The sequence below is a fragment of the Pseudomonas sp. HN11 genome, assembly GCF_021390155.1.
Taxonomy (GTDB): domain Bacteria; phylum Pseudomonadota; class Gammaproteobacteria; order Pseudomonadales; family Pseudomonadaceae; genus Aquipseudomonas.
Genome location: NZ_CP089985.1, coordinates 2,104,365 through 2,129,187, shown reverse-complemented (window position 1 = coordinate 2,129,187; position 24,823 = coordinate 2,104,365). Strand labels below are relative to the sequence as shown.

26 protein-coding genes are annotated in these 24,823 nt (G+C 61.9%); 16 read left to right on the top strand and 10 right to left on the bottom strand.

Annotated features, from left to right (window positions below; translation table 11 throughout):
• Window positions 1-26: 26 nt before the first annotated feature.
• Complete coding sequence (locus LVW35_RS09890; protein ID WP_233895141.1) at window positions 27-845, bottom strand: shikimate 5-dehydrogenase; 819 nt, start codon at window positions 843-845, stop codon at window positions 27-29.
• Between the two features lie 155 nt (window positions 846-1,000).
• Here LVW35_RS09890 and LVW35_RS09885 point away from each other — a divergent pair, with 155 nt between their 5' ends.
• The 3 genes from LVW35_RS09885 to LVW35_RS09875 all read left to right on the top strand — a co-directional run bounded on the left by LVW35_RS09885 (window position 1,001) and on the right by LVW35_RS09875 (window position 2,057).
• Window positions 1,001-1,375, top strand: a complete 375-nt coding sequence (locus LVW35_RS09885; RefSeq protein ID WP_016980060.1) for a hypothetical protein — start codon at window positions 1,001-1,003, stop codon at window positions 1,373-1,375.
• A 225-nt stretch (window positions 1,376-1,600) separates the two neighbouring features.
• The gene (locus tag LVW35_RS09880) at window positions 1,601-1,795 is read left to right on the top strand and encodes a hypothetical protein (protein WP_010211349.1); all 195 of its coding nucleotides are present in this window, start codon (window positions 1,601-1,603) and stop codon (window positions 1,793-1,795) included.
• A gap of 91 nt (window positions 1,796-1,886) precedes the next feature.
• Window positions 1,887-2,057, top strand: coding sequence for a hypothetical protein (locus tag LVW35_RS09875; protein ID WP_233895140.1), 171 nt, complete (start codon window positions 1,887-1,889; stop codon window positions 2,055-2,057).
• Here LVW35_RS09875 and LVW35_RS09870 read toward each other — a convergent pair.
• Entirely contained in the window at window positions 2,054-3,121 is a 1,068-nt protein-coding gene (locus LVW35_RS09870; protein WP_233895139.1) for an AI-2E family transporter, read from the bottom strand. The two genes, LVW35_RS09875 and LVW35_RS09870, sit on opposite strands and share 4 nt — an antisense overlap.
• A gap of 225 nt (window positions 3,122-3,346) precedes the next feature.
• Here LVW35_RS09870 and LVW35_RS09865 point away from each other — a divergent pair, with 225 nt between their 5' ends.
• The 6 genes from LVW35_RS09865 (at window position 3,347) to LVW35_RS09840 (ending at window position 8,646) form a co-directional block, all read left to right on the top strand.
• Window positions 3,347-4,126, top strand: a complete 780-nt coding sequence (locus LVW35_RS09865) for a creatininase family protein (RefSeq protein ID WP_233895138.1) — start codon at window positions 3,347-3,349, stop codon at window positions 4,124-4,126.
• Window positions 4,127-4,205: 79 nt separating this feature from the next.
• Window positions 4,206-4,577 carry a sigma factor gene (locus LVW35_RS09860; RefSeq protein ID WP_233895137.1) on the top strand — a complete coding sequence of 124 codons (372 nt, stop codon included), beginning with the start codon at window positions 4,206-4,208 and terminating at the stop codon, window positions 4,575-4,577.
• A gap of 34 nt (window positions 4,578-4,611) precedes the next feature.
• Window positions 4,612-5,028 carry an Ohr family peroxiredoxin gene (locus LVW35_RS09855; RefSeq protein WP_233895135.1) on the top strand — a complete coding sequence of 139 codons (417 nt, stop codon included), beginning with the start codon at window positions 4,612-4,614 and terminating at the stop codon, window positions 5,026-5,028.
• A gap of 95 nt (window positions 5,029-5,123) precedes the next feature.
• Window positions 5,124-6,557 (top strand): catalase, encoded by a 1,434-nt coding sequence (locus LVW35_RS09850; protein ID WP_233895134.1) that lies wholly within the window; start codon window positions 5,124-5,126, stop codon window positions 6,555-6,557.
• Window positions 6,558-6,562: 5 nt separating this feature from the next.
• A complete protein-coding gene (locus LVW35_RS09845) occupies window positions 6,563-7,303 on the top strand; it encodes a response regulator (RefSeq protein ID WP_233895132.1) in 741 nt (246 codons plus the stop codon).
• Window positions 7,300-8,646 (top strand): sensor histidine kinase, encoded by a 1,347-nt coding sequence (locus LVW35_RS09840; protein WP_233895131.1) that lies wholly within the window; start codon window positions 7,300-7,302, stop codon window positions 8,644-8,646. The genes LVW35_RS09845 and LVW35_RS09840 overlap by 4 nt, the downstream gene beginning before the upstream one ends.
• Here LVW35_RS09840 and LVW35_RS09835 read toward each other — a convergent pair.
• Window positions 8,617-9,432 (bottom strand): AraC family transcriptional regulator, encoded by an 816-nt coding sequence (locus LVW35_RS09835; protein ID WP_233895130.1) that lies wholly within the window; start codon window positions 9,430-9,432, stop codon window positions 8,617-8,619. The genes LVW35_RS09840 and LVW35_RS09835 overlap by 30 nt on opposite strands.
• A gap of 105 nt (window positions 9,433-9,537) precedes the next feature.
• Between LVW35_RS09835 and LVW35_RS09830 the strand changes: the two genes are divergently transcribed.
• Both LVW35_RS09830 and LVW35_RS09825 read left to right on the top strand, forming a co-directional pair.
• A complete protein-coding gene (locus LVW35_RS09830; protein ID WP_233895129.1) occupies window positions 9,538-10,752 on the top strand; it encodes an MFS transporter in 1,215 nt (404 codons plus the stop codon).
• Between the two features lie 93 nt (window positions 10,753-10,845).
• Entirely contained in the window at window positions 10,846-13,716 is a 2,871-nt protein-coding gene (locus tag LVW35_RS09825; RefSeq protein WP_233895128.1) for an ATP-binding protein, read from the top strand.
• Window positions 13,717-13,723: 7 nt separating this feature from the next.
• On the opposite strand, the gene LVW35_RS09820 is transcribed toward LVW35_RS09825, so the two are convergent.
• Complete coding sequence (locus tag LVW35_RS09820; RefSeq protein ID WP_233895127.1) at window positions 13,724-15,016, bottom strand: epoxide hydrolase family protein; 1,293 nt, start codon at window positions 15,014-15,016, stop codon at window positions 13,724-13,726.
• Between the two features lie 172 nt (window positions 15,017-15,188).
• On the opposite strand from LVW35_RS09820, the gene LVW35_RS09815 reads away from it, so the two are divergent.
• On the top strand, window positions 15,189-16,409 hold the full coding sequence (locus LVW35_RS09815; protein WP_233895126.1) for an MFS transporter: 1,221 nt from the start codon (window positions 15,189-15,191) through the stop codon (window positions 16,407-16,409).
• On the opposite strand, the gene LVW35_RS09810 is transcribed toward LVW35_RS09815, so the two are convergent.
• Together LVW35_RS09810 and LVW35_RS09805 are read right to left on the bottom strand one after the other, a co-directional pair.
• Complete coding sequence (locus tag LVW35_RS09810) at window positions 16,390-17,373, bottom strand: quinone oxidoreductase family protein (RefSeq protein WP_233895125.1); 984 nt, start codon at window positions 17,371-17,373, stop codon at window positions 16,390-16,392. The two genes, LVW35_RS09815 and LVW35_RS09810, sit on opposite strands and share 20 nt — an antisense overlap.
• A 139-nt stretch (window positions 17,374-17,512) precedes the next feature.
• A complete protein-coding gene (locus LVW35_RS09805) occupies window positions 17,513-17,929 on the bottom strand; it encodes an organic hydroperoxide resistance protein (protein WP_233895123.1) in 417 nt (138 codons plus the stop codon).
• Window positions 17,930-18,126: 197 nt separating this feature from the next.
• On the opposite strand from LVW35_RS09805, the gene LVW35_RS09800 reads away from it, so the two are divergent.
• The 3 genes from LVW35_RS09800 to LVW35_RS09790 are packed head-to-tail and all read left to right on the top strand — an operon-like array spanning window position 18,127 to window position 20,765.
• Window positions 18,127-19,689, top strand: a complete 1,563-nt coding sequence (locus tag LVW35_RS09800; protein WP_233895121.1) for a PAS domain-containing sensor histidine kinase — start codon at window positions 18,127-18,129, stop codon at window positions 19,687-19,689.
• A complete protein-coding gene (locus LVW35_RS09795) occupies window positions 19,689-20,060 on the top strand; it encodes a response regulator transcription factor (protein ID WP_233895119.1) in 372 nt (123 codons plus the stop codon). Before LVW35_RS09800 ends, LVW35_RS09795 begins: the two co-directional genes overlap by 1 nt.
• Window positions 20,061-20,099: 39 nt before the next feature.
• Window positions 20,100-20,765, top strand: a complete 666-nt coding sequence (locus LVW35_RS09790; protein WP_233895117.1) for a response regulator transcription factor — start codon at window positions 20,100-20,102, stop codon at window positions 20,763-20,765.
• A 1-nt stretch (window position 20,766) separates the two neighbouring features.
• Here the strand turns inward: LVW35_RS09790 and LVW35_RS09785 are convergent, their stop codons facing one another.
• The 3 genes from LVW35_RS09785 to LVW35_RS09775 are packed head-to-tail and all read right to left on the bottom strand — an operon-like array spanning window position 20,767 to window position 22,525.
• Complete coding sequence (locus LVW35_RS09785; protein WP_233895115.1) at window positions 20,767-21,975, bottom strand: cytochrome c biogenesis protein DipZ; 1,209 nt, start codon at window positions 21,973-21,975, stop codon at window positions 20,767-20,769.
• A gap of 31 nt (window positions 21,976-22,006) precedes the next feature.
• Window positions 22,007-22,219 (bottom strand): hypothetical protein, encoded by a 213-nt coding sequence (locus LVW35_RS09780; protein ID WP_233895113.1) that lies wholly within the window; start codon window positions 22,217-22,219, stop codon window positions 22,007-22,009.
• 42 nt (window positions 22,220-22,261) lie between these two features.
• On the bottom strand, window positions 22,262-22,525 hold the full coding sequence (locus tag LVW35_RS09775; RefSeq protein ID WP_233895112.1) for a DUF2790 domain-containing protein: 264 nt from the start codon (window positions 22,523-22,525) through the stop codon (window positions 22,262-22,264).
• Between the two features lie 226 nt (window positions 22,526-22,751).
• Between LVW35_RS09775 and trhP the strand changes: the two genes are divergently transcribed.
• Window positions 22,752-24,065: a prephenate-dependent tRNA uridine(34) hydroxylase TrhP gene (gene trhP / locus LVW35_RS09770; RefSeq protein WP_233895110.1), complete on the top strand. Its 1,314-nt coding sequence runs from the start codon at window positions 22,752-22,754 to the stop codon at window positions 24,063-24,065.
• Here trhP and LVW35_RS29105 read toward each other — a convergent pair.
• Window positions 24,062-24,817, bottom strand: a complete 756-nt coding sequence (locus tag LVW35_RS29105; protein ID WP_442799670.1) for a methyl-accepting chemotaxis protein — start codon at window positions 24,815-24,817, stop codon at window positions 24,062-24,064. The two genes, trhP and LVW35_RS29105, sit on opposite strands and share 4 nt — an antisense overlap.
• Window positions 24,818-24,823 lie beyond the last annotated feature (6 nt).

Genomic DNA, 24,823 nt, shown 5'->3' with positions numbered 1-24,823 from the left:
GCTCCCACATTGGTCTTCACAAGGTTTCAGCTTCGGGCAAACGCTACAGCCTTTTCAAACTGCTCCTGCGTCGGTCGCACACCGGTATACAGCACAAACTGCTCCAACGCCTGGATCGCGATGACTTCCAACCCGGTGATCACCCGCTTGCCTTTAGCCCGGCCTCGCACGATCAATGGCGTTTCGGCGGGGATTGCCACCACATCGAACACAGTCTCGGCAGCATCCACCGTCTCTGCGTCAAACGCCAACGCATCCGCCTCGGCCCCACCGGTCATGCCGATGGGCGTGACGTTGATCAGCATCTGCGGGCGCAAGTCACTCAGTTCTGCCAACCATTCATATCCCAGGTTCTGCGCCAGCGCCCGGCCCGCCACCTCGTTGCGCGCCACGATTACGCCATTGGTGTAACCCCCATCACGCAAGGCGCTGGCCACGGCTTTGGCCATGCCACCACTGCCACGCAGGGCAAAGGTCGAGTCCTTCGGCACAGCGTGCTTTTTTAGCAGTTGTTCGATGGCGATGTAGTCGGTGTTGTAGGCCTTGAGGTGCCCATCGGTATTGACGATGGTGTTCAGCGAGTCGATGGCTTGAACCGAATCGTCCAGTTCGTCCACCAAGGCAATGGCGGCTTCCTTGAACGGCATGGAAACCCCGCAACCCCGCACGCCCAGCGCCCGGATACCACTGATCGCGCCGGGCAAATCCCGGCTGCTGAAGGCTTTATAGTAGAAATTCAAACCCAGCTGTTCGTATAGGTGGTTATGAAAACGCAGGCCAAAATTCCCGGGGCGCGCCGACAGAGACATGCACAGTTGGGTGTCCTTGTTGGGGTGCATCTGCATGGGTAACTCCTTTGAGTAAGCAAATCTGTACAGACCTTACACAACCTTTACCTAGCGGCTGTGCTGTTTTTAGAAATACGTTGTCTTAAAAGTATCCCCGCGACATTACTTGAGTCTATTGATTGCAGACCACAAGCGCTGGGGCTAACCGAGGAATGACCATGATTCGTACAATCCCCAAGATCGCCTTGCTGGTTGGCGCACTCGCGATGGCAGGCCAAGCCTCCGCCCACGGTGGTGGTTGGGGTGGCCCGGCCGTATTGGGTGCTTTAGTCGGTGCAGCTGTCGTGGGCTCCGTGGTTGCCAGCCAGCCGCGTGAGGTCTATGTGCAGCAGCCGGTGTATGTGCAACCGCAGCCGGTGTATGCCGCGCCGCCACCGGTCTATTACGCACCGCCACCACCGGTGTATGTGCAACAACAGGTTTATTACCGGCCAGCGCCGGTGTATTACGGCCCACCCCGTGGCTATTACGGTCCTCCGCGTGGCTACTACGGTCCTCCTCACGGCTACTACGGCCGCGGCTGGTAATCTGATCGTCTAAAACAGGCCTCGCCTCATTGCGAGGCCTTTTTTTATCTGAAAAGTCCGGATTCATGGGGTCAAGGTCGCTTTGAGGACAATGCCCGAAGCGCAATCGCACATCATCAACACCAATGTCTACTTGCCCGAACAGGCCTCGCGCTGTCATGTTTGTGTCACGAAACACTCCCACTATCGAGACTGTCCACCCAATAACAACAAGGACGACTGATCATGCCCACGCAAAACCCGCACCGCACAGCCGGCCTCTGTACGTCCAGCAAGGTCTACAGCGCCCTCACCGAGCTCAAGCACCTGGAAGGCCACCGCAGCGCCAAATTTCTCGCGCTGCTGGCAGAAAACCTGGTGCGCAAGGGTTTGCTCAGCGAGCAGGAAGTAGTGAACATGCTTGATCAAGTGGTGGACTGACGCCTCACGTCGATGTCGACTATCGAGACGGTTGATTTTTGCTACGCCAGCCTGCCCCGTAAAGTGACCCCCATAGCGATTGGAGGTCCTTATGCCCACTATTCAGATCATGTCCGTCATCGGCAGCGCCGTCCCCGCCCCGCTTCGCAAGCTGGGTTTGCTTGCCTGCTGGTACCTGGTACGCGACGGCGAAGCCATCAGCGGTCCTTTTAAAAGCAGCGTGGAAGCAGCTGCAAGCTTGAAGCTTGAAGCTGCTTTTTAGGGCAATGGCAACTTGACCCGCGGTTTGCTTTCCACAAACAACGCCCAGCTGGACATAAACAACGCCGCCACCAGCGGTCCGATCACAAAACCGTTCAGGCCAAACACCGACAGGCCGCCCAGGGTCGAGATCAGAATAAGATAGTCCGGCATCTTGGTGTCCTTGCCCACCAGGATCGGGCGCAGCACATTGTCCACCAGGCCGATCACAAACACGCCAAACAGCGCCAGCACCACGCCCTGCCAGATCGAACCGCTCAACAGGAAGTAAACGGCCACCGGCCCCCATACAATCCCCGCGCCCACCGCCGGCAACAATGACAGAAACGCCATCAGTACCGCCCAGAGCAACGCACTGGGAATATCCAGAAACCAGAAGATCAAACCGCCCAGCGCACCTTGGGTCACGGCTACCAGCACGTTGCCTTTGACCGTGGCACGTACCACCCGATTGAATTTGAGTTGCAGGCGGCGCTTCTGCGGCTCGGCCAACGGCACTGCGGTACGTACCTTGCGCACCAGCTCCGGCCCATCGCGCAGCAGGAAATACAGCAGATACAGCATGATGAAAAAGCTCACCAGAAAATCAAATGTACCCTGGCCGAAGCTGAATGCCTGGGTGGCAAAGAACTGACTGCCCTGCATCGCGCTTTTGACGATCTTCTCGCGCAAACCTTCCAGGTTACCCATGCCAAAACGGTCCAGCAGATGCTGGAAGTAAGGCGGCAACACATTCTTGAACTGCTCGATATACCCGGCCACGTCCAGCTTGCCGCTCTCGATGTTCTTGTAGAGCGTCGCGCCCTCTTGCACCAGCAAGGCACTGGTGATGATCACCGGCAGGATCGCAATGATCAGGCAGGCACTCAAGGTGGTCAGGGAAGTGAGGTTGCGGTTCCAGCCAAAGCGCTGCTGCAGGCGACGCTGCATCGGGGCAAAGATGATGCCGAGGATCACCGCCCAGAACACCGCGCCGTAGAACGGCAGCAATATCCAGATAAAGGCGATGGTCACCAGGCCCAGCAATAACAGCAGGGTCTTGAATTGCAAGTTGGTTTGATTCATGTCCGGTCCATGTCAGAAAGCAGAGGTCCCTTGTAGGCCCAGTTGCTTAGTCCGCAGCGAAACCTGGGAGTGCCCTCGTTTATTGAACAAGCATAGACCGGCCCGCAACGCAGCGATCGACACCATCGTGCAATGTCCGCTGCCCCTGCCCCGTGATGAGATGGGTGCGCACTCCCGATACTCCATCACGCTCCTGGCGGAGCCCTGTCGAACAGAGAGGCCATCATGCTTTTACACATGTCTACCTGGGCTGAAATCGAGCAGTTCCTTGAGCGCAGCCGCACCATCGTGATTCCCATCGGCTCCAACGAGCAGCACGGGCCAATCGGCCTGCTGGGCACCGACTGGATGTGTCCGCAGATCATTGCCCATCAGGCGCAGGAATCCGCCGATATCCTGATCGCTCCCACTTTCAATATCGGCATGGCACAACATCACCTGGGCTTTGCCGGCACCATCACGCTGCGCCCGTCGACGTTTATCGCGGCCATCGAGGACTGGGTCCTTTCCCTGGTTGCCCACGGCTTCGAGAAGATCCTCTTTCTCAATGGCCATGGCGGCAACATCGCCTCGATCGAAGCGGCGTTTTCGCAACTGTATGCACAGGCCAGTTTCGCCAGACAGCCTGCCGGGTTCGCCTTGAAATTGAGCAACTGGTGGGACCTGGAAGGCGTTGGCGCACTGGCCAATCGACAGTTCCCCACCGGCCATGGCATACACGCCACGCCGTCGGAGATTGCAGTGACCCAATGGGCCTACCCGGAATCGATCAAGTCGGCGACCTATTCGCCGAAAATCGCCAACTCCGGGCCGATTCGCGAGGCTCATGATTTTCGTTCACGCTTCCCCGACGGCCGCATGGGCTCCGACCCAGGCCAGGCAAGCGTGGAAAAAGGCGGGGAACTGGTCAAGCTGGCCGCCGAGAGTCTGGTGCGCGAGCTGGAGGCGTTCAGCCGCGAATCGGCACCGCTCGGGCCGGTGAGCGCTTCGACTAACAACTGCTAACACCGGCTAACTGGTGGTCAACGCGGCCAGGCATCACTCTTGAATCTCACCACCGTCAGCATTCAAGAGGGATGCAACCATGACCGAAGGGTATCGCGGTAACTGTCTGTGCAAGGTGGGCCGCCTCGAAAATGAAGGGCTGTGCACCTTGCTGGCGCATGTGCTCAACGGTGACCGCGGCGCCGTGCGGCGGCTCTCGAGCAAGGTCACGCCGTTGTTGGTGGCCTTTTATGAAGGCCAGGCGCAGGTCGGGCGCATCCGCCATGAAAACGTCGAATACCTGACACACGAGGCGTTCCTGGCGGTGCTGGAAAACGCTGCAGGCTACGACGCCGCCACGCCCTTTCGCGCCTGGTTGCTCCAGATCGCCCGCACTACGCTGTTGGGCTATCTGCCGGCCAATGACGCTACCTCTCTGCTGAGTTCGCCACACATCCAGTGGGCAATATAACCCCGACTGCCGTCGATCCTTCCAGGAAATGCCCATGCTGAACATCGAAAAAACTCTGTATTCCGGCAACACCCTGACCACAGGCGGTCGAGAGGGCGCCGGCCACAGCGAGGATGGTCGACTTGATATCAAGCTCTCCCCGCCCGGTGCGCCCGGCAGTGGCACCAACCCCGAACAATTGTTTGCCGTGTGCTGGTCGGCGTCCTTCCTGGCTGCACTGCGCCATGCCTGTAACGCCCGGAAGGTCGTGTTTCCGGCGGCAGCGGCGATCGCTGCCCAGGTTGACTTGCTGCACGGTGAACAGGGCTTTTTCCTGCAGGCGCGTATCAGCGTTTCGTTACCCGAGATCGAACCCGAGATTGCCCACCAACTGATTGAAGCGGCCCATCAGAACTGCCCTTACTCAAAAGCCACACGCCGGAACATCGACGTCAGCTTCACCCTGAACTGAGGTTCAGTGACTCGATACCTACGTGCAATCGCCGCGCATTGAGCGGTCTGGTTTGATGCCCCTGACACAACAATCAGAAACAAGGGGATTTGAGCATGAAAAAACTGACGACAGCCGCTGGCGCACCCGTGGTCGACAACAACCATTCGCAAACCGCCGGCCCCCGCGGCCCCGTGTTGTTGCAAGACGTCTGGTTGCTGGAAAAACTGGCGCACTTCGACCGTGAAGTCATCCCCGAGCGACGCATGCATGCCAAAGGTTCCGGCGCATTCGGCCGTTTTACCGTCACCCATGACATCAGCCGTTTCACCAAGGCCGACCTGTTTTCCCACGTCGGCAAGACCACTGATATTTTCGTGCGGTTCTCCACCGTGGCCGGCGAACGCGGTGCTGCCGATGCCGAGCGGGATATCCGTGGCTTCGCCATCAAGTTCTATACCGAGCAAGGCAACTGGGACCTGGTGGGCAACAACACCCCAGTGTTTTTCCTGCGCGACCCGTTGAAATTCCCCGACCTCAACCACGCCGTCAAGCGCGACCCGCGCACCAACATGCGCAGCGCGCGCAACAACTGGGATTTCTGGACCCTACTGCCCGAGGCCCTGCATCAAGTCACGATTGTGATGAGCGACCGCGGGTTGCCACAGTCCTATCGGCACATGCATGGTTTTGGCAGCCACACCTTCAGTTTTATCAGCCCTGCCAACGAACGCTTCTGGGTGAAATTCACCTGGAAAACCGCGCAAGGCATCCACAATCTCACCGATGAGCAGGCCAGCCGAGTGGTCGGCCACGACCGTGAAAGCGCCCAGCGCGACCTGTACACCAGCATCGAAGAAGGCCGCTTTCCGCAATGGAAGCTCTACGTGCAAATCATGCCGGAGACAGACGCCGCTACCTATGCGATCAACCCTTTCGACCTGACCAAAGTCTGGCCGCATCAGGATTATCCACTGATCGAAGTGGGCGTTCTGGAGCTCAATCGCAACCCCGACAACTACTTCGTCGACGTCGAACAAGCCGCCTTCAACCCTGCCAACGTGGTGCCGGGCATCAGCTTCTCGCCGGATAAAATGCTGCAGGCGCGCCTGTTTGCCTATGGCGATGCACAACGCTACCGCGTCGGCGTGAACCACCATCAGATCCCGGTGAATGCCCCGCGTTGCCCGGTCAACAGCTATCACCGCGACGGGCAGATGCGCACTGACCGCAATGCCGGGAGCACCCTCGGCTACGAACCCAACAGCCACGCGCAATGGGTGGAACAACCCGACTTTCGCGAGCCACCGCTGGCCCTGCAAGGCAGCGCTGCGCACTGGAACCATCGGGAAGACACTGACTATTTTTCCCAACCCGGCGCGCTGTTCCGCTTGATGAGCGCACCCCAACAACAAGCCCTGTTCGACAACACCGCGCGTTCGATCCAGGGTGCGAGCCCGCAGGCCAAAGAACGCCACATCCAGCACTGCACACACGCCGATCCTGCCTATGGCGCGGGTGTTGCCCGCGCCATTGAACTCTTGGGGTGAGCCAGATGGACCATATCGATCACATTATGATTGTCGACGACGATCGTGAGATCCGGGAACTCGTCGGCAACTACCTGAAGAAAAATGGCTTGCGCACCACGGTGGCCTCGGATGGTCGGCAAATGCGCACCTTGCTCGATTCCACGACGGTGGACCTGATTGTGCTCGACATCATGATGCCGGGCGACGACGGGCTGGTGCTGTGCCGCGAATTGCGCGCGGGCAAACACAAGGCCACTCCGATCCTGATGCTGACCGCACGCAATGACGAAACCGACCGCATCATCGGCCTGGAAATGGGCGCCGATGATTACCTGGTCAAACCCTTCGCCGCTCGCGAGTTGCTGGCGCGCATCAATGCCGTGTTGCGCCGCACTCGGTCGCTGCCGCCCAACTTGGTCGTCAGCGAGGCCAGCCGTCTGCTGGCTTTCGGCAAATGGCGGCTGGACACCACCGCACGTCACCTGATGGACGCCCAGGGCACCATCGTCAACCTGAGCGGCGGCGAATACCGTTTGTTGCGGGTATTTGTCGACCACCCTCAACGTGTGCTGAGTCGTGATCAATTGCTCAACCTCACCCAGGGCCGCGATGCCGACCTGTTCGACCGTTCCATCGACTTGCTGGTCAGCCGTTTGCGCCAGCGCCTGCTGGATGATGCGCGCGACCCGGCCTACGTCAAGACGGTGCGCAGCGAAGGCTATGTATTCACCTACCCGGTGGAAATCCTGGGAGAAGCGTCATGAAACGGCTGCGCTGGCCGCGCTCCCTGGCCTCACGCCTGACGCTGATCTTTCTGACCAGCCTGGTGATCGCCCACGGGCTGTCCTTCGGGCTGCAGTTTTATGAGCGTTACCAGAGCGCGATGTCGCTGATGCTGGGCAACTTCGAACAGGACATCAGCACCTCGGTGGCCATGCTCGAACGCCTGCCCGCCGAGGAGCGCCATGCCTGGCTGCCGCGCTTCGAACATGCCACCTATCGCTATCAACTGGATGAAGGCCAGCCCGGCCAGCCGATGGACATGGCCACTGCGCCCGCCTCCGTGCATTCGATGGAGGCCACCCTGGGTCAGGACTACAGCCTGACCTTCAATACCATCCCCGACAAACGCCCGCATTACCAGGCGCATCTGCGCCTGCGCGATGGCACGCCGCTGACCCTTGATGTGCGCCCGCAAGTCTCACCGCTGTCGCCTTGGCTGCCGCTGTTACTGGGTGTGCAACTGTTGCTGTTGCTCGGCTGCACTCTGCTGGCCGTGCGCACCGCCATTGAGCCGCTGACCCGCCTGACCAATGCGGTCTACCGCCTGGAGCCCAACGGCGGCGGCGCGCGCCTGGATGAAAACGGCCCCACCGAAGTGGCCTACGCGGCCGTGGCCTTCAATACCTTGCAGGAACGGGTCGCCACCCATATCAAGGAACGCATGCAACTGCTCGCAGCCATTTCCCACGACCTGCAAACTCCGATCACGCGCATGAAGCTGCGCGCCGAGCTGATGGAAGAGTCGGTGGAACGGGAAAAACTCTGGAACGACCTCAATGAAATGCAGCACTTGGTCCAGGAAGGCGTGGCCTATGCACGCAGCATGGACGGCACCGTCGAGGACAGCCGCCGGCTCGACCTGCATTCGTTTCTCGACAGCCTGGTGTTTGACTATCAGGACGTCGGCAAACAGGTGGTGCTCACCGCGCCCACCGGCACCGTAATCGACACCCGCCCCCACGCATTGCGTCGGGTGCTGGTGAACCTGGTGGACAACGCGCTGAAGTTTGGCAGCGAGGTCACGGTCAACGTCGAGCGCCACGCCGACGAGCAGCTGTCGATCCAGATCCTTGACCGTGGCCCCGGCATTCCCGAGGCGCAGTTGCCCGACGTGATCAAACCGTTCTATCGCGTCGAAAGCTCACGCAACCGCACCACCGGCGGCACCGGGCTGGGCCTGGCCATCGCGCAGCAACTGGCCCACACCCTGCAAGGCGCCTTGACGCTGTACAACCGCGAGGGCGGTGGATTGTGTGCTCAGCTGCGGCTGCCTCACCGCCAGTCGCACATGCCGTCAGTCGCGGACCAGAAAGTCGCGCGGTGAAACGCCGATCGCCCGGCGAAACATCGCACTGAAGGCACTGGCACTCACATAGCCCAGGTCCTGAGCGATCCGGCCGATGGGCTCGCCATTCTCCAGTCGCTCCAGGGCACAGGCCAGGCGTACCTGCTGGAGCCACTGGCGGTAGGTCAGGCCGGTTTCCTTGAGGAACAAGCGGATCAGCGTGCGTGAACTGGCGCCGACCTGGTCGGCCCAATACTCCACCGTATGATTTTGCCCAGGTGCTTCAAGAATCGCGCGGCATACCACCAGCAAGCGACGGTCGACAGGCCACGGGATCTGCAACGGCAAGGTGCGCGCGGCAGCCAGTTCGCTGAGGATCAGCGCTACCACATGGCTATTGCGACCTTCGAGTTCATACTCGATCGGCTCATTGGCCAGCACCAGAATCAGCTCGCGCAGCAGCAGCGAAACATCGACGATACGGCACCTGTCGCCAAAACCGGCGGCTGCGTCGGCCTGGATGTAGATCGAGCGCATCTGCACCGGCGTCAGCATCAGTTGATCGTGTTCTTCTTCGGCGGGAATCCACAGCGCCCGTTTGGGCGGCAAGAACCACAGGCTACCCTGGGCAACCGCACGCATCACACCACTGACTGCATACAGCAACTGGCCGTGCCGATGGGTGTGCGGTGCGTTATAGGCGCCGGCCGCCTGGTTACGGACGAGGGCCATGAGCACGCGTGGTACGTCCTGGTAATCCAGGTAATCCTCGCTGCGTCCGTTCAGAGCGACGGGCTTACCGACGGTGCGGGCATCTTGCTTCATCGTAGGCTCTTCGTTTTGTCACTTTGTCGATATAAGCTGGCATTTGTCGATTCTTGCACATTGCTACGATCGGTTCGACTTCAACGACCCGAAGAGCCCGCCGACATGACCTCCACCGACAAGCACAGCCTGGCAGCCGTCATCGGCCTTTTGGTGCTGTCCATCGCCCTGCGCCCCGCCATTGTGTCCATCGGGCCGATCCTGTTGTTGATCCAGGACCAGTATGGCCTGAGCTTTACCCAGGCGGCGCTGCTGACGTCGATTCCGGACGTCTGCATGGGCATGCTCGCCTTGCTGGCACCTGGCTTGAGCCGACGCTTTGGCTCGGACCGCTGCATGATCGCGGCCCTGGTGCTGATCGGTGCCGCGTGCCTGTTGCGGGCGGTCTCACCGAATGCTGCGTTCCTGCTGCTCAACACCTTTGTGATCAGTGTGGGCATTGCCATCGCCGGCGCGTTGATGGGGGGCTGGATCAAAACCCACTTTGCCCAGCGGCCCGCGTTTTTCATGGGCATTTATGCCGCAGGCTTGAGTGTCGGGGCCACCCTTTCTGCGCTGTTCACGGCACCCATTACCGAACTCGCCCACAGCTGGCGTGTGGGTGCCGGTATATGGAGCCTGCTGAGCGTCACGGCGGTGATCAGTTGGGTGTGGATGGCCAGGCGTTTCGCGGCCGGTGCGCCCCGGCTGGCAACTGCACCGGCCCAGTCGATCCGGCTGCCGTGGCGCAACCCTCAAGCATGGCGGGTGGCGCTGTACTTCGGTGCCAGCCAATTTGTGGTCTACGCCCTGTTCGCCTGGCTGGCACCGGCATCCACGGAAACGGCTGTCACCCACCTGCCCGCCGGCACTTTGTTGGGACTGTTTACTGCTGTGTTCGCGGTCGCCAGTGTGGGCGCCGGCCTGATCCCAGGCAAAGCCCATGACCGTCGTGGCCTGCTGGCCGTCTGCACGCTGATCGCGCTGCTGGGCACCGCCGGCATGGCATTCGCACCGACAGCCTGGCCAACCCTGTACGTGTTGCTGGTGGCAATCGGTCTGGGCATGTCGTTTACCGTGGGCATGACGCTGCCGCTGGACAATGCCGCCACCCCTGCACAGGCCGGTGCATGGACGGTATTCATGCTGTTTATCGGCTACCTGGTGGCCGCGTTGGGCCCGCTGTGCTTTGGCGCATTACGCGATCACACCGGCAACTATAACCTGGCCTACGCCATGCTATTTGCCGTGCTGGTCTTCATGCTGTGCCTGACGCCGATGCTCAAACCGGCCCCGACCAACGCCCCCGCGCCACACGCGGCTGAGGCTGTACGGACTTGAACGAACGCCGGGACCTCCTATCATGCTCAGACCGATACAGGGTTCCAACCCCCTTGAATACACCCTCCCCTTTTCTTCGAGAGCACGATAACCGTGGAGTCCGCTTCTGACGACCTGCATGAGGCCGCGAGCCCGGATTTCGCCTTCGGCCCCTTTCGCGTGGTTCCGGGTAAACGCTTGCTCACGAAAGATGGCGCGGCGCTCGACATCGGCGGTCGCGCGTTCGACCTGCTGATCGCCTTGCTCGAACGCCCAGGGCGCGTGGTGTCCAAACGTGAATTGATCAACCTGGTATGGCCCGACATCATCGTCGAAGAAGGCAGCCTGCGGTTTCACATGACCGGGCTGCGTCGCATTCTGGGCGATGGCGATGACGGTGCACGCTATATCAACACTCAAGTAGGCGTGGGCTACGCATTCGTCGCGCCGATTGAGCGCGCGGCCCCCACCAAGCCTGCCCCGTATACCCCCCAACGTGCGGCCACCGGCGTCGGTCGCCTGCCGAAACGCCCCAGCCTGATCGGTCGCAACGCAGATGTGGCACTGGTGATGGAGCGCCTGTTGCAGACCCCATTGTTTACCATCGTTGGCCCCGGTGGCGTGGGCAAAACCAGTCTGGCCATTGAAACCGGCCACCGCCGTGTTGAGGACGCCGCCGTGCACTTCGTTGACCTGGCCCAGGTCGAGGATGCGCACTTGGTGCCCATCGCCCTCGCCAGTTCACTGGGCATTGCGGTGCAGGCCGAAGAACCGATGCGGGTGTTGCTCGCCCATCTGCATTCGCATCGGTTGCTGCTGATCCTCGACAACTGCGAACACCTGATCGATGCGGTCTGCACCATCGTTGAACAGATCCAGGACGCGGCTCCGGGCGTGACCCTTCTCGCCACCAGTCGCGAACCTTTGCGGGCGCGCGGCGAGCACGTGTATCGGCTCAACCCGCTGGCCTTTCCCACCGAGTCGCAGGGCTTGAGCGTTGAACAACTGCTGGGGTTTCCCGCCGTGCAACTGTTTGTCGAGCGCGTGTCCGCCAGCAACGCCGCGCTGGCCCTCGGACCCGGCGATGCACGCCTGATTGCCGACATGTGCCAACGCCTGGAAGGCATGGCGCTGCCCATCGAGTTGGCGGCCGTGCGCGTCGCGGTGCACGGTGTACATGCCACCCACGCCCTGCTCGGCGAGCGGTTTTCCCTGGGATGGGCCGGTCGCCGGACCGCGCTGCCACGGCATCAGACGCTGCGCGCGATGCTGGATTGGAGTTATGACCTGCTCTCGGCCAATGAACGCCTGGTGTTCGATCGGCTGGCCGTATTTGTCGGCCCGTTTTCCCTGGAGGCGGCCTCGCAGATCGCCGCCGACGACTGGATCGACCCCATCAGCGTAGCCGCCACCCTGGATGAACTGGCCGCCAAGGGCCTGGTGACCGTGAACCGCAGCAGTGCCACGGCTTCTTACCGTTTGCTGGAAATGACCCGCGCCTATGCGCGGGAAAAACTGCAGGGGCGCGGCCCCTCAGAGGTGCACGCCCTGGCTTTCAGGCACGCGGCGTACCATATGGAGCAGCTCAAGCACCTGGGCGACACCCCTCATGCCATCTTCGCCAGCGCCACGCGACTGGGCTGCCAATTGGGCAATATCCGCAGCGCGCTGGAATGGAGTTTCGGCCCCCAGGGCGACCCCGGCCTGGCACTGCCGCTGGCGGCGGCGAGTGCGCAACTGTTCCTGCATTTTTCCCTGTTGGTGGAATGCCGCATCTGGTGTACCCGCGCCACCGAGTTGCTGGAACTTGGCTATTTCGGCACGCCCACCGAAATGGAATTGCAAGCCGCGTTGGGCCTGGTGCTGATGTTCACCAAAGGCAATAGCACCGCCGCAGAAAAAGCCCTGTTACGCGCCCTGGATATTGCGGTCAGCCTCGGAGAGCACCGCTCGCAACTGCGCCTGCTGGGACGCTTGCAGATCTTCTACGAACGCATCGGTGACTTTAAGGCGTCCCTGGCCTGGGCCGAACGTGCCGTGGAGATCGGTGCTGTGATCGATAAACCGGAAGCCATCGCCGTGGCCAACTCACTAGCAGGCATCTGTTATCACTTGCTGGGTAACCAGGCGTTGGCGCGCCAGGCGCTGGAACACTCCCTGCGCAATAGCTTGCCGTCGCAACGCAGCCTCACCGTTCACTATGGTTTCGACCATCGCAACCGCACCGGCCTGGCCCTGGCACGCACACTCTGGCTGATGGGCTTTCCCGACCAGGCCAGGCGCGGCGCCCTGCAGGTCGAAACCGAAGCCGCCGCGCTGGACCATGCAACCACCTATTGCATCGCGCTGGTCTGGACCCTGCAGATCTACATCTGGACCGGTGACCTGGACACCGCCGCCGAGCGCCTCCACACTTTCAAGTCCATTGCCGAGGCCAACGCCTTCGGCCCCTATATCGCTGCAGCCATGGGCTTCGGCGCAGCGGTCGCGATCCGGGCAGGCCAGCCCGAAAATGCGGTCGCCATCCTTGAAGAAACCCTGGCCCGCCTGCACGGCATGCGCTACGAATTGCTGACCACCTCCTTTGAGATGGCACTGGTCGAGGGCTTGATGCTGGCCGGGCAATTTGAAAAAGCCCTGGCACAAGTGGCGGCGACCATCGAACACTGCCGACACAGCGGCGATGCCTTCCCTCTGCCGGAACTGCTACGCCTCCAGGCCAGCATTCATAAGGCGCAAGTACCTGGCGACCACCGGCGGCCAGAGGCATTGCTGGAAGAGTCGTTGAGTCTGAGCCAGCAGCAAGGCTCACGCAGTTGGGCGTTGCGCAGCGCCATCGACCTGGCCGCGCTGTGGCAGGCGCAAGGTCGCGGCAGTGAGGCCCAGCGCTTGCTGGGCCAGCACCGCGAGCAGTTTTCGGAAGGCTTCGACACCCAGGACCTGCGCCTGCTACAGGCGCGCCTGGACGATGCTCAACACAGCTGAAAAAGCCTCAGCGCTTGGCCGCCGAACGCAACGGCCGGAAGGCTTCGCGCAGTTCCTCGCTGAACAGTTGCGGCTGTTCCCAGGCAGCGAAATGCCCGCCTTTGCTGACCTGGCTGTAGTAGGACAACGAGGGATAAGCGCGCTGAGCCCAGGTTTTCGGGGCCTGATAGATCTCGTGGGGGAACACGGTAATGCCGACCGGAACCTTGATAGTGTCGGTCTTCTGAGCCGCGGCGCTGAAGTTATTGTTGTTGTTTTCCCAGTAGAAACGCGAGGACGCCGCGCCGCTGTTGGTCAACCAATACAGGCTGATGTCATCGAGCATTTCATCGCGACTGAGCACACGCTCGGGCTTGCCATCACTGTCGGTCCAGGCGGCGAATTTCTCGTACATCCAGGCCGCCGTACCGGCCGGAGAGTCGGCCAGCAGATAACCGATGGTTTGTGGACGAGTGACCATCATTGCGCCATAGGCCGCGTTGCGCCCGAAGAAGGTGCTCAGCGCGTTGTAGGCCGTGCGCTCAGGTTCGGTCAGGGTGGCGGGCGCCGGCTCACCGCTATTGATCGGTTTGACCAGTTCAGGTGGCACGGTGGCCGGCATGTTCAGGTGGATGCCGAGCAAACCAGGGGGCGACAGGCGGCCCAATGCGTCAGAGATCACCGAACCATGGTCGCCGCCCTGTGACACGTAATGGCTGTAGCCCAGTCGTTTCATCAGCACGTCCCAGGCCTTGGCGACCCGGTCCGGGCCCCAGCCCAGTTCGGTGGGCTTGCCGGAAAAACCATGGCCGGGGATCGAAGGGATCACTACGTCGAATGAGTCTTCGATGCGGCCACCGTAGGCGACCGGGTCGGTCAACGGGCCGATGGTCTTGAGAAACTCAAATTGAGAGCCCGGCCATCCGTGAGTAAGAATCAACGGCAGCGCGTTGGGGTTGCGCGAGCGCACATGAATGAACTGGATGTCGACACCGTCGATGGTGGTGATGAACTCAGGCAGTGCATTGAGCCTGGCCTCCGCCTTGCGCCAGTCGTAGCCACTGCCCCAGTACTTGACCAACGCCTGGACCTGCGCCAATTGCACACCCTGGGAGCTGTCGTTGACGGTTTCCTTGTCGGGCCAGCGGGTGGCGGCGATGCGTTTATGCAGGTCGGTCAGTTGTGCTTCTTCAACATGAATACGGTACGGGCGGATGGCGTCGGAGGCCGCCCACGCGGCCTGGCTACCGGCGAGCAGCGCCAGGCCGAGCAACGAGGCCCGGCAGCGAAACCGCAGGTAAAGGGACGAAGCTGCAAACATGATGAATCTCCTGTCGTGGCACCGTGCCTGGTGGCCGGTGCAAGACTGATCAGACCATCGGCGTTTGCAGCGCACGATTGCACGTAGGTGTCGGTCGATACCTTTGTATGACTTGCCAGCAGGGCCGCCCGCTGCTGCCATCCATCCCCGATAAACAAGAGACCCGAAGCCAATGAGTGGGCAAGCAATCAATGCGACAACACCGAGCATTTCGACACGGCGCGCGGCGTGGACCGTTGTGGGGCTGTGCTTGCTGTTCAATGTGATCGATGGCCTGGATGCAATGGCCATGGCGTTCACGGCCAGTCGCGTGGCGGCACAGTGGTCATTGAGCGCGGCGCAAATCGGGCTGCTGCTCAGCGCCAGCCTGGTGGGCATGACCTGCGGCTCGCTGGGGGCTGCGCCGCTGGCCAACCGGCATGGACGCCGCCGTGTGTTGCTGGCGAGCCTTATGCTCAGCGGCGTGACCATGGTGCTGTGTTTCTGGAGCCAGGGGTATTGCACGTTGCTGTGCCTGCGCTTGCTCACGGGTATCGGCGTGGGCGCAGTGCTGGTCGGCGCCAATGTACTGACCCACGACCACGCACCGCCCACACGTCGCAGCCTGGCGATTGCCTTGCAATCGGTGGCCTTTGCGCTGGGCGCCACCTTGGGCGGCGTACTGGCCCATCAACTCAACGACAGCCTCGGCTGGCGCTACGTGTTCCTGACGGGGGGCAGCCTGACGCTGTTGGTGGGTGCCGTCGGTGCGCTGTGGTTGCGCGAGTCTGCGTCGCAGTTGGCGGCCGAGCAGCCGGGTCAAGGCTATTGCGGCCTGTTCAGCCACGGCCGCTGGCCATCGACCTGCGCTTTGGCCGGCGTATGTTTCTTGCTGATGTTCGGGTTTTATTTTGTGATGAGCTGGACCCCCATGCTGCTGACTCACAGCGGTTTTTCCGCACGCCATGGCATCACCGGCGGCATGTTGCTCACGGTCGGTGGCATGTTTGGCGCCTTACTGTTGGGCTTGGGTGCAAATCGCTGGGGCTGCCACCGCTTGTTGTGCATGTGCCTGCTGTTCAATGCCGTGCTGATGCTACTGATGGTAACGGCCACGCGCGTACCGATGCTGGCCATTGCCACGGGGTTCACGGCCGGGCTATTGCTCTACGCCGCCATTGCCGCGCTGTTTGTGCTGGCGCCCCAGGCATTCGACACTCCCGAGCGTACTCGCGGTGTGGGCCTGGTGCTGGCCACGGGAAGGCTGGGTGCAATTGTGTCGCCCACGTTCGCCGGTGTACTGCTCGACGCCCAGTGGCGCCCCCAGGATCTGTTCACCGTCTACGCGGGCAGCCAACTGCTGGCTGCCCTGCTGATCTGGCGTAGCCGCCGGCCTACTCTTGAGGCAGGATAATCAGCTTGCCCGTGCTCCTGCGTGACTCGATATCCCGATGAGCCTGGTGCGCCTGCGCCAGCGAATAACGCTGGCCGATGTTCACGTTGAGCCTTCCGGTGCGCACCCAGGTGAACAACTGCTGTGTACGCGCCAGCAAGGTTTCGCGGCTGCGCACATGGTGCATTACGACCGGATAGGTCAGCTTGATGCTGCGCGGGATGGAAAAGATATCGATCGGCGCGATCGGGTCCATGAACGGACCGAACAAGGCCAAGGTGCCGAAGTAATCCAGCAGATTGAGTGATTCGCTGAAACCTTCACTGCCGGTGCCGTCATACACCACATTCACCGCGTGTTCGCCCACCAGGCGTTCGACCTGGCCGGCGATATGCCCGGCGCGCCCGATCACCACATAATCGGCGCCGGCCGCCAATACGCTGTCGACTTTGTCGGCATGGGAAACCCGACCAATCGCCTGACCGCCGAGCAGCTTGACCATCTGCGTCAGCATCAGCCCAACACCGCCCGCCGCAGCATGGATGAACGCCACGTCGCCCTTCTGGAGGGCGTGCACGTCAAACACCAGATTGCTCGCGGTGAGGCCTTGCATCATCAGGCCGGCGGCGGTTTCGAAGCCGATGTCATCGGGCAACGGCACCAACTGGCTGACCGGGGCGATCACCTGTTGCGCGTAACTGCCTGGCACGTAATACCAGGCCACCCGGTCACCAGGCACCACGTCGGTCACATCGGGACCGATGGCCAAAACCACTCCCGCGCCCTCTGCGCCCAGCGTCAGCGGCAACGGGCTCGCGGCGGCGCCTAGGCCTCGGCGCGCGCCGGTATCCATGAAATTCACGCCGGCGGCCATGACCTGGACCAGTGCCTGCCCGGGCCCCGGTCGGGCCAGTGAAACCTCTTGCACGGCCAAGACCTCGGGGCCGCCAAATGCGTTGATCATCACAGCTTTCATCGTGTTCATAGCCTTCAAGATCCGTCAGCGTCGGGTGACGCCGAACCTGCCGCAATGCTGCGCGGCGCGTGTATCTACGGCATGTCGGCAAAGCGGCAGGTTTGAATGGCTGTGTAACGTCAGTCGTGCTGGATACAGTGGCTTACATTCAAGCCAGGTTCAGCACCACGTCGATGTTGCCACGCACCGCTTTGGAGTACGGGCACGTCTGGTGAGCAGTTTCGATCAGCGCCAACGCCACATGGCGCTCCAGCCCCGGCAGGCTGATGTTCAGGCGCGCACGCAGGAAGTACGCATCGCCCTCAAGGCACAAGTCGACTTCAGCATCGATGGCTACATCAGCCGGCAGGTCGACCTTCAATGCGCGCGCCGCCAACCCCAGCGCGCCGTCAAAACAAGCCGACCAGCCGGCAGCGAACAGTTGCTCGGGGTTGGTGCCGCTGCCTTTGGAACCCGGCAGGGAGTGAAGGATGTCCAGGCGCCCGTCGTCACTGCGCGAAGTGCCCCCGTCGCGCGCACCGGTGGTATGGACTTTGGCGGTGTAGAGTACTTTTTTGGCGGTCATGGCAGAGCTCCGGGAAATTGAGGAATGCGCACTCGGGGTGCGTGGCTCAATCAGAACAGAACCCGTGCCCGCCATCGATAACACGATGGTATCGTTCGCCTGCCCGCCTGCGCGGACAGGCGACACCTAAGTATGATGGGCGAACAGCCGCCCACAGGGCATTCTCTGCGCACGGCGCCTGTCACTAGAGAACCGGTATGTCGAATGAATTCGATCGCGTCGTCGATGCACTGCCCGGGGTGGCCTTCACCGCTTTGGTGGATGGCAGCGTCGACTACGTCAACCAAGGCTGGTGCACCTACACCGGACGCAGTGCCAGCGCGGCCGTCGGGTGTGGCTGGCAGTCGGCCGTGCACCCGGATGACCTGCAAAGCACAGCCAACGCATGGCGCGAAGCGGTGCGCAGTGGCGCGCCCTATCGCAAGGAACTGCGCCTGCAGCAGGCGGACGGCGCATACCGCTGGTTCGTCAGTGACGGCAAGCCGATGCGTGACAGCCAGGGCCGGATCATCCGCTGGTGGGTGATCAGCGTTGATATTGATGAGCAGAAGCGCGACAAAGCCTTGATCGCCCACGCACTGGCCGAAGTCAGCGCCTCGCAGGACCGCCTCAGCAACATCATCAATGCCATCCCCGGATTTGTCTGGAGCGCGGAACCGGATGGCAGTGTCGGTTTCGTCAACCAGCGTTGGTGCGACTACACCGGCATGAGCCTGGACGAAGCGCGCGGCAACGGCTGGGCGCGTTCGGTCCACCCCGACGACGCCGGGCAACTGGCCGAGTACTGGGGCGCCCTGTTGCAGTCGGGCGAAGCCGGAGAGTACGAGGCACGTTTGCGTCGTTTCGACGGCGACTATCGCTGGTTCCTGGTGCGCGCGGTGCCGCAACGGGACCAATGGGGCACGGTCGTGCGCTGGTACGGAGAAAACACGGATATCGAAGACCGCAAACGCGCTGAAATGCTGGCGGCCAGCATCGCTATCGAACGCCAGTTATCGGAAGAAACCCTGAGCAAGGTCCGTTCGGAGCTGGCGCACTTGGCACGCGTGGCGAGCCTGAGCACCGTCACCGCCTCGATTGCCCACGAAGTCAATCAGCCGCTGGCCGGCATCATCACCAATGCCAGCACCTGCCTGCGCATGCTGGGCGCCGACCCGCCAAATGTCGCCGGTGCCCTGGAGACCGCCCGGCGTACCATCCGCGATGGCAATCGCGCCGCCGAGGTGATCAACCGCCTGCGTGCGCTGTTTTCGAAGAAGTGCCTCACCCTCGAACCGGTCGACTTGAATGAAGCGGCGCGAGAGGTCATCGCCATGCTGTTGGATGAACTGCAGCGCAATGACGCGAAACTGCACCTGGAATTTGCCGACGCCCTGCCCGCCGTCAAGGCCGACCGCGTGCAGTTGCAACAAGTGATCCTCAACTTGATCCTCAATGCCACCGAGGCGATGAACACCATGACGGGTCGCACGCGGCACCTGCACGTCACCACTGGCCTGGACGAACACCAACGCGTCTACCTTGCCGTGAAGGACAACGGCAACGGTTTCGATCCGCTGGACGCCGAGCGCCTGTTTCAGGCGTTCTACACCACTAAAACCAGCGGCATGGGCATAGGGTTGTCCATCAGCCGCTCCATTATCGAGCGGCATGACGGGGTACTGTGGGCCTGCGCCCATAGCGGACCTGGCGCCACGTTCCGGTTTACCCTGCCACGGGTGACCGACCAGGACGCCGATTCGACCAAGGAGGGTCACTGATGAAAAAGCCACTACTCATCGCGGTCGTCGATGATGACGAATCGGTGCGAGAATCCCTGCCGGACCTGCTCCGGGAATTCGGTTTCGCCGTCGAAGCGTTTCCGTCGGCCCAAGTGTTTCTATCATCACCTAATGTGGCGAGTACGCGCTGCCTGATCCTTGATGTGGCGATGCCAGGCATGTCCGGCCCGGAACTGCACACCACCCTAAAACTGGGTGGCCATGCCATACCGGTGATCTTCATCACCGCCCATGGCGATGCCGGCGACCGGCAGAAATTGATGCGCACCGGCGTGGTGGACTGCCTGATGAAGCCGTTCAGCGAAGCGCAACTGCTCAAAGCGCTGAGTGCGGCCTTCCCGGTCGACTGAACCGCTCCATCAGGGAGCTATCTTGAAGGAGCTATCATGATGCATTCGACTCCCCCCATCGCCCATGCACGCAGAGCCGCGCCGATGACCGACACCCAGCCGATCGTATTCGTTGTCGATGACGATGTTTCCGTGCGTGAATCCCTGGAGCTGTTGATCCGGTTTGCCCAGTGGCAACCCCGGCTGTTCGAATCGGCCCAGGCGTTTCTGAGCCAACCGCGTACAGACGTACCCACCTGCCTGGTGCTGGACATCAACCTGCCCGACCTCAACGGCCTGGATCTGCAAGCCGCCATCGCCAACGAACGCCCGGACACGCCGATCATCTTCATCACCGGCTACGGCGACATCCCGCTTACCGTGCGCGCCATGAAGGCCGGCGCGATGGAGTTCCTGACCAAGCCGTTCAATGATGACGTGCTGTTGACCGCGATTGCCGGTGCCCTCGAAAAGAGCCGCATCCTGCTCGATCAGCAGGATCAATTGCGCGTCCTGCGGGCGGCCTACGCCACCCTGACGCCACGGGAGCAGGAAGTGATGACAAGGGTCGTCGCGGGGCATATGAACAAAGTCATCGCTGCCGACCTGGCGATCAGTGAGATCACGGTCAAGGCCCATCGGGGCAAAGCGATGCGCAAAATGAAGGCCCGCTCGTTGGCGGACCTGGTCAAGATGGCGGCTTTGCTGGCAAAGCCGCTGCATTGAGTCACTGAGCGGCCTTGGCTTCGCTCAACAGCGTCTGGATCATCTGCTCCTGAGCCTCATAACGACCTTCGCCGAAGTGGGTGTAACGCACTTGTCCCTTGGCGTCGATCAGGTAATGGGCGGGCCAGTACTGGTTGTCGAAGTTGCGCCAGATCGCGTAGTTGTTGTCGATGGCCACCGGGTAGGTGATGCCCAGCTTGCGTACCTGGTCCTTGACGTTGCCGATGATGCGCTCATAACCGTACTCCGGGGTATGCACGCCGATCACCACCAGGCCGTCCTTCTCGTACGTCTTCGCCCATTGCTTCACATACGGCAGCGTGTGCTGGCAGTTAATGCAGTCGTAGGTCCAGAAGTCCACCAGCACCACTTTGCCTTTCAAGGATTCGCGGGTGAGTTCCGGTGAGTTCAGCCACTCGACCGCGCCGGCCAGCGAGGGCATGGCGCCCTCGGCATTGTCCTGCGCCGCGTCGGCCTTGACCTTGCTCACCACGTAATCCACCACTTTGGGTACGTTTTCCAGTACGCCTTTTTCCAGGCTGCTGACCCCTTCGGACGAAGTGCCGGCGAGTAAGGTCTTGTCGGCACCGGTGGAGATCACTACCGCTGCCGCCAATACCGCCACCCCTGCCCCACGGCGCAGCCAACCAGTCACCGGAATCGAGGTCTTGAGTCGATTGACCAAACCGCGTCCGGCAAAGATCAGCGTGCCCAGGGACAGGGCGCTGCCCAGGCCATAGGCCAACAGCAACAGGCTGGTCTGCGCATTCGCGCCTTGCAACATCGCGCTCGTCAGGATCACCCCCAGGATCGGTCCGGCGCACGGCGCCCACAGCAGGCCTGTCGCGACTCCGATCATGACCGACTTCAACGGGCCGGACAGCGTGCGGCCGTCAGGGTCGATACGGTTGCCCAACAACACGAAGGGGCGCGCCAGCCAGCCACCGACCCGCGCCGAGATCAGCGACAGCGCAAACAGCGCCATCACGATCAGCGCCACATGGCGGCCAGTGTTATTGGCCTGTATCACCCACTCCGTGCTGACCACGGCTAGGCTGGAGATCAGCGCGAAGGTCAGGACCATGCCGCCGAGGGTCAGCAGGATCGAACGGCGGGTGCGGTCGACGCCGGCGAACAGAAACGGTACCACCGGCAGGATACACGGGCTGAGGACGGTCAGGATGCCGCCCAGGAATGCGATGAGTAGCATGAGGTTCACCTTATCGAGTGGGGAGACGGCTTCACGCCGTCTGGTGGTCCAACGCCTGGCCGAGCGGTGTGCGGCGGCTGCCGTCCTCCACCAGCAGGTCATGGCCGGCGGCGTGTTGCACCGGGGTCAGCTGGAAGCAGGTGCTGGCGGCGCAGCTGCTCTTCTCCAGGGCGGCGTTGGCGTGCACGGCAGTGCCGGCGAGGGCAAAAGCGCTGGCGGTCAAAAAGCGGGTCAGGTGGTTCATGGCGGTCTTCCTGTGTCAGAAAAGGGGATGGGTAAGTGGCACTCAGTTGTCGCCGATGCAGCCGTCGCCAAACTTGAGGTAGTCCAACACCTGGGTCTTGTCGTGGGAATCCAGGTAGGTCATGCGCGCATTCACCACGCCGCAGGCGGGCTTGGCGTCCTGGCTCATCGAGACCACTTGCTTGATGTCCAGGTGGGTGCCGTAGTTGTAGGTTTGCACGGTAGTCGCGGCTTCGGCGCGGGCCGACAAGGTGCAGATGTTCAGGGCGGCAAACAGGCAGGCGGCGTAGATGGCTTTGGTGTTCATGGCGATTGACTCCAGGTTCTCAGGGTTGGAGGCGGTGTGTGCCTCGTTGGAATCAATTAAAAGCCCCTGAGGTATCGCGCCTGTGTCGGAAAACCGCGCGGATAAATCGATACGTATCCACAGCCCCCGCCGATACACAGCGATACAAAAAGCCCAAAGGACGATCTGGATCAATAAACCGCCCTCGCCGCTCGGCTACTTTCGTGATCTTTTGCGATCCGACCCCATGCCTTCCCTCCTCGCCCCCGAACTGCTCGCCCCTGCCGGCACCCTGAAAAACATGCGCTATGCGTTCGCCTACGGCGCCGACGCGGTCTACGCCGGCCAGCCGCGCTACAGCCTGCGGGTGCGCAACAACGAGTTCGACCACGCCACCCTGGCCCTCGGTATCCAGGAGGCCCACGCCCTGGGCAAACGTTTCTACGTGGTGGTGAACATCGCGCCGCACAACGCCAAGTTGAAGACCTTCCTCAAGGACCTGGCCCCGGTGATCGCCATGGACCCGGACGCGCTGATCATGTCCGACCCAGGCCTGATCATGCTGGTGCGCCGGCACTTCCCCCAGATGCCGATCCACTTGTCGGTGCAGGCCAATACGGTGAACTGGGCCAGTGTGGAGTTCTGGCAGCAGCAAGGGATCGGCCGGGTGATTCTGTCGCGGGAATTGTCCTTGGAAGAAATCGATGAGATCCGCCGGCAGGTGCCGGCCGTGGAGCTGGAAGTGTTTGTGCACGGTGCGTTGTGCATGGCCTATTCCGGGCGCTGCCTGCTCTCGGGCTATATGAACAAGCGCGATGCCAACCAGGGCAGTTGTACCAATGCCTGCCGCTGGAAATACCAGGCGACCCCGGCAGTGGAAAACGCCACGGGGGATATCGTTCAGCAATGCCAGCCCACCCTTGGCATTGGCGCGCCCACCGATCGGGTGTTCCTGCTCCAGGAAGCCAACCGCCCCGATGAGCAGATGCCCGCCTTCGAAGACGAGCACGGCACTTACATCATGAACGCCAAGGACCTGCGCGCCGTACAGCATGTGGAGCGCCTGACCCGGATGGGCGTGCACTCATTGAAGATCGAAGGTCGCACCAAGTCGCATTTCTACTGCGCGCGCACCACCCAAGTGTATCGCCGGGCCATCGATGATGCGGTGGCGGGTCGCGCCTTCGACCGCACCCTGATGACCGACCTCGAATCCCTGGCCCAGCGTGGCTACACCGAAGGTTTTCTACGCCGCCATGTGCATGATGAATACCAGAACTACCAGAACGGCAGCTCAGTGTCGGAACGCCAGCAGTTCATCGGCGAGCTGACTGGCGAGCGCCGGGGCGAGTGGGCCGAGGTCAAGGTGAAAAACCGCTTCGCCGTGGGCAATCACCTGGAATTGATGACCCCTGCCGGCAACTTCCACTTTGACCTGGAGAGGCTGCACAACAACCTGAACGAGGCAGTCGAGGTCGCGCCGGGGGACGGGCACACGGTGTATGTGCCGGTCCCGGCGGAGATGGATGTGCGCTTCGGCTTGCTGATGCGTGATGTCTAAATTCTGAACTGACCGACCAACTGCCCCAGGCGCTGGCCCAGGTCCGCCAGGCTGCGGGAGGTCTGTGCGCCCAATTGGGTTTCGTCGGCGACGCTGTCCACCGCCACGGCGATCTGATGCACGCTGCGGTTGATCTCTTCGGCCACGGCAGTCTGCTCCTCGGCGGCGCTGGCAATCTGGGCGTTCATCGAATTGATGGTGCCGATCAACTGGGCCATGGTGTCCAGGGAGGCCCCGGCTTCGTTGGCCTGGGCCGAAGTGCCGTCGCCGGCATCGCTGGAACGGCGCATGGCCTCCACGGCGGCCTCGGTGCCTTTTTGCAGGCGGTCGATCATGCCCTGGATTTCCTGGGTGCTGGTCTGGGTGCGGCTGGCCAGGGCGCGCACTTCGTCGGCCACCACCGCGAATCCACGTCCGGCCTCGCCTGCCCTTGCGGCTTCGATGGCGGCGTTGAGCGCCAGCAGGTTGGTCTGTTCGGCAATGGAACGGATCACACTGAGCACACTGACGATGGAAGACACATCCTGCTGCAGGCTGTCGAGGGACACGCCGCTGCTGCGGATGTCGTTCACCAGCGCATGGATCTGCGCAATGCTGCCGTCCACTACACGCTTGGCGGCCTGGCCTTCGGCATCGGTCTGCTGCGCGGCGACCGAGGCGCCCTGGGCACTGCGCGCTACTTCTTGCGCAGCAGACGACATCTGGTTGATTGCGGTGGCGACCTGATCGGTTTCGTGGCGCTGGCGTTCCATGGCCTG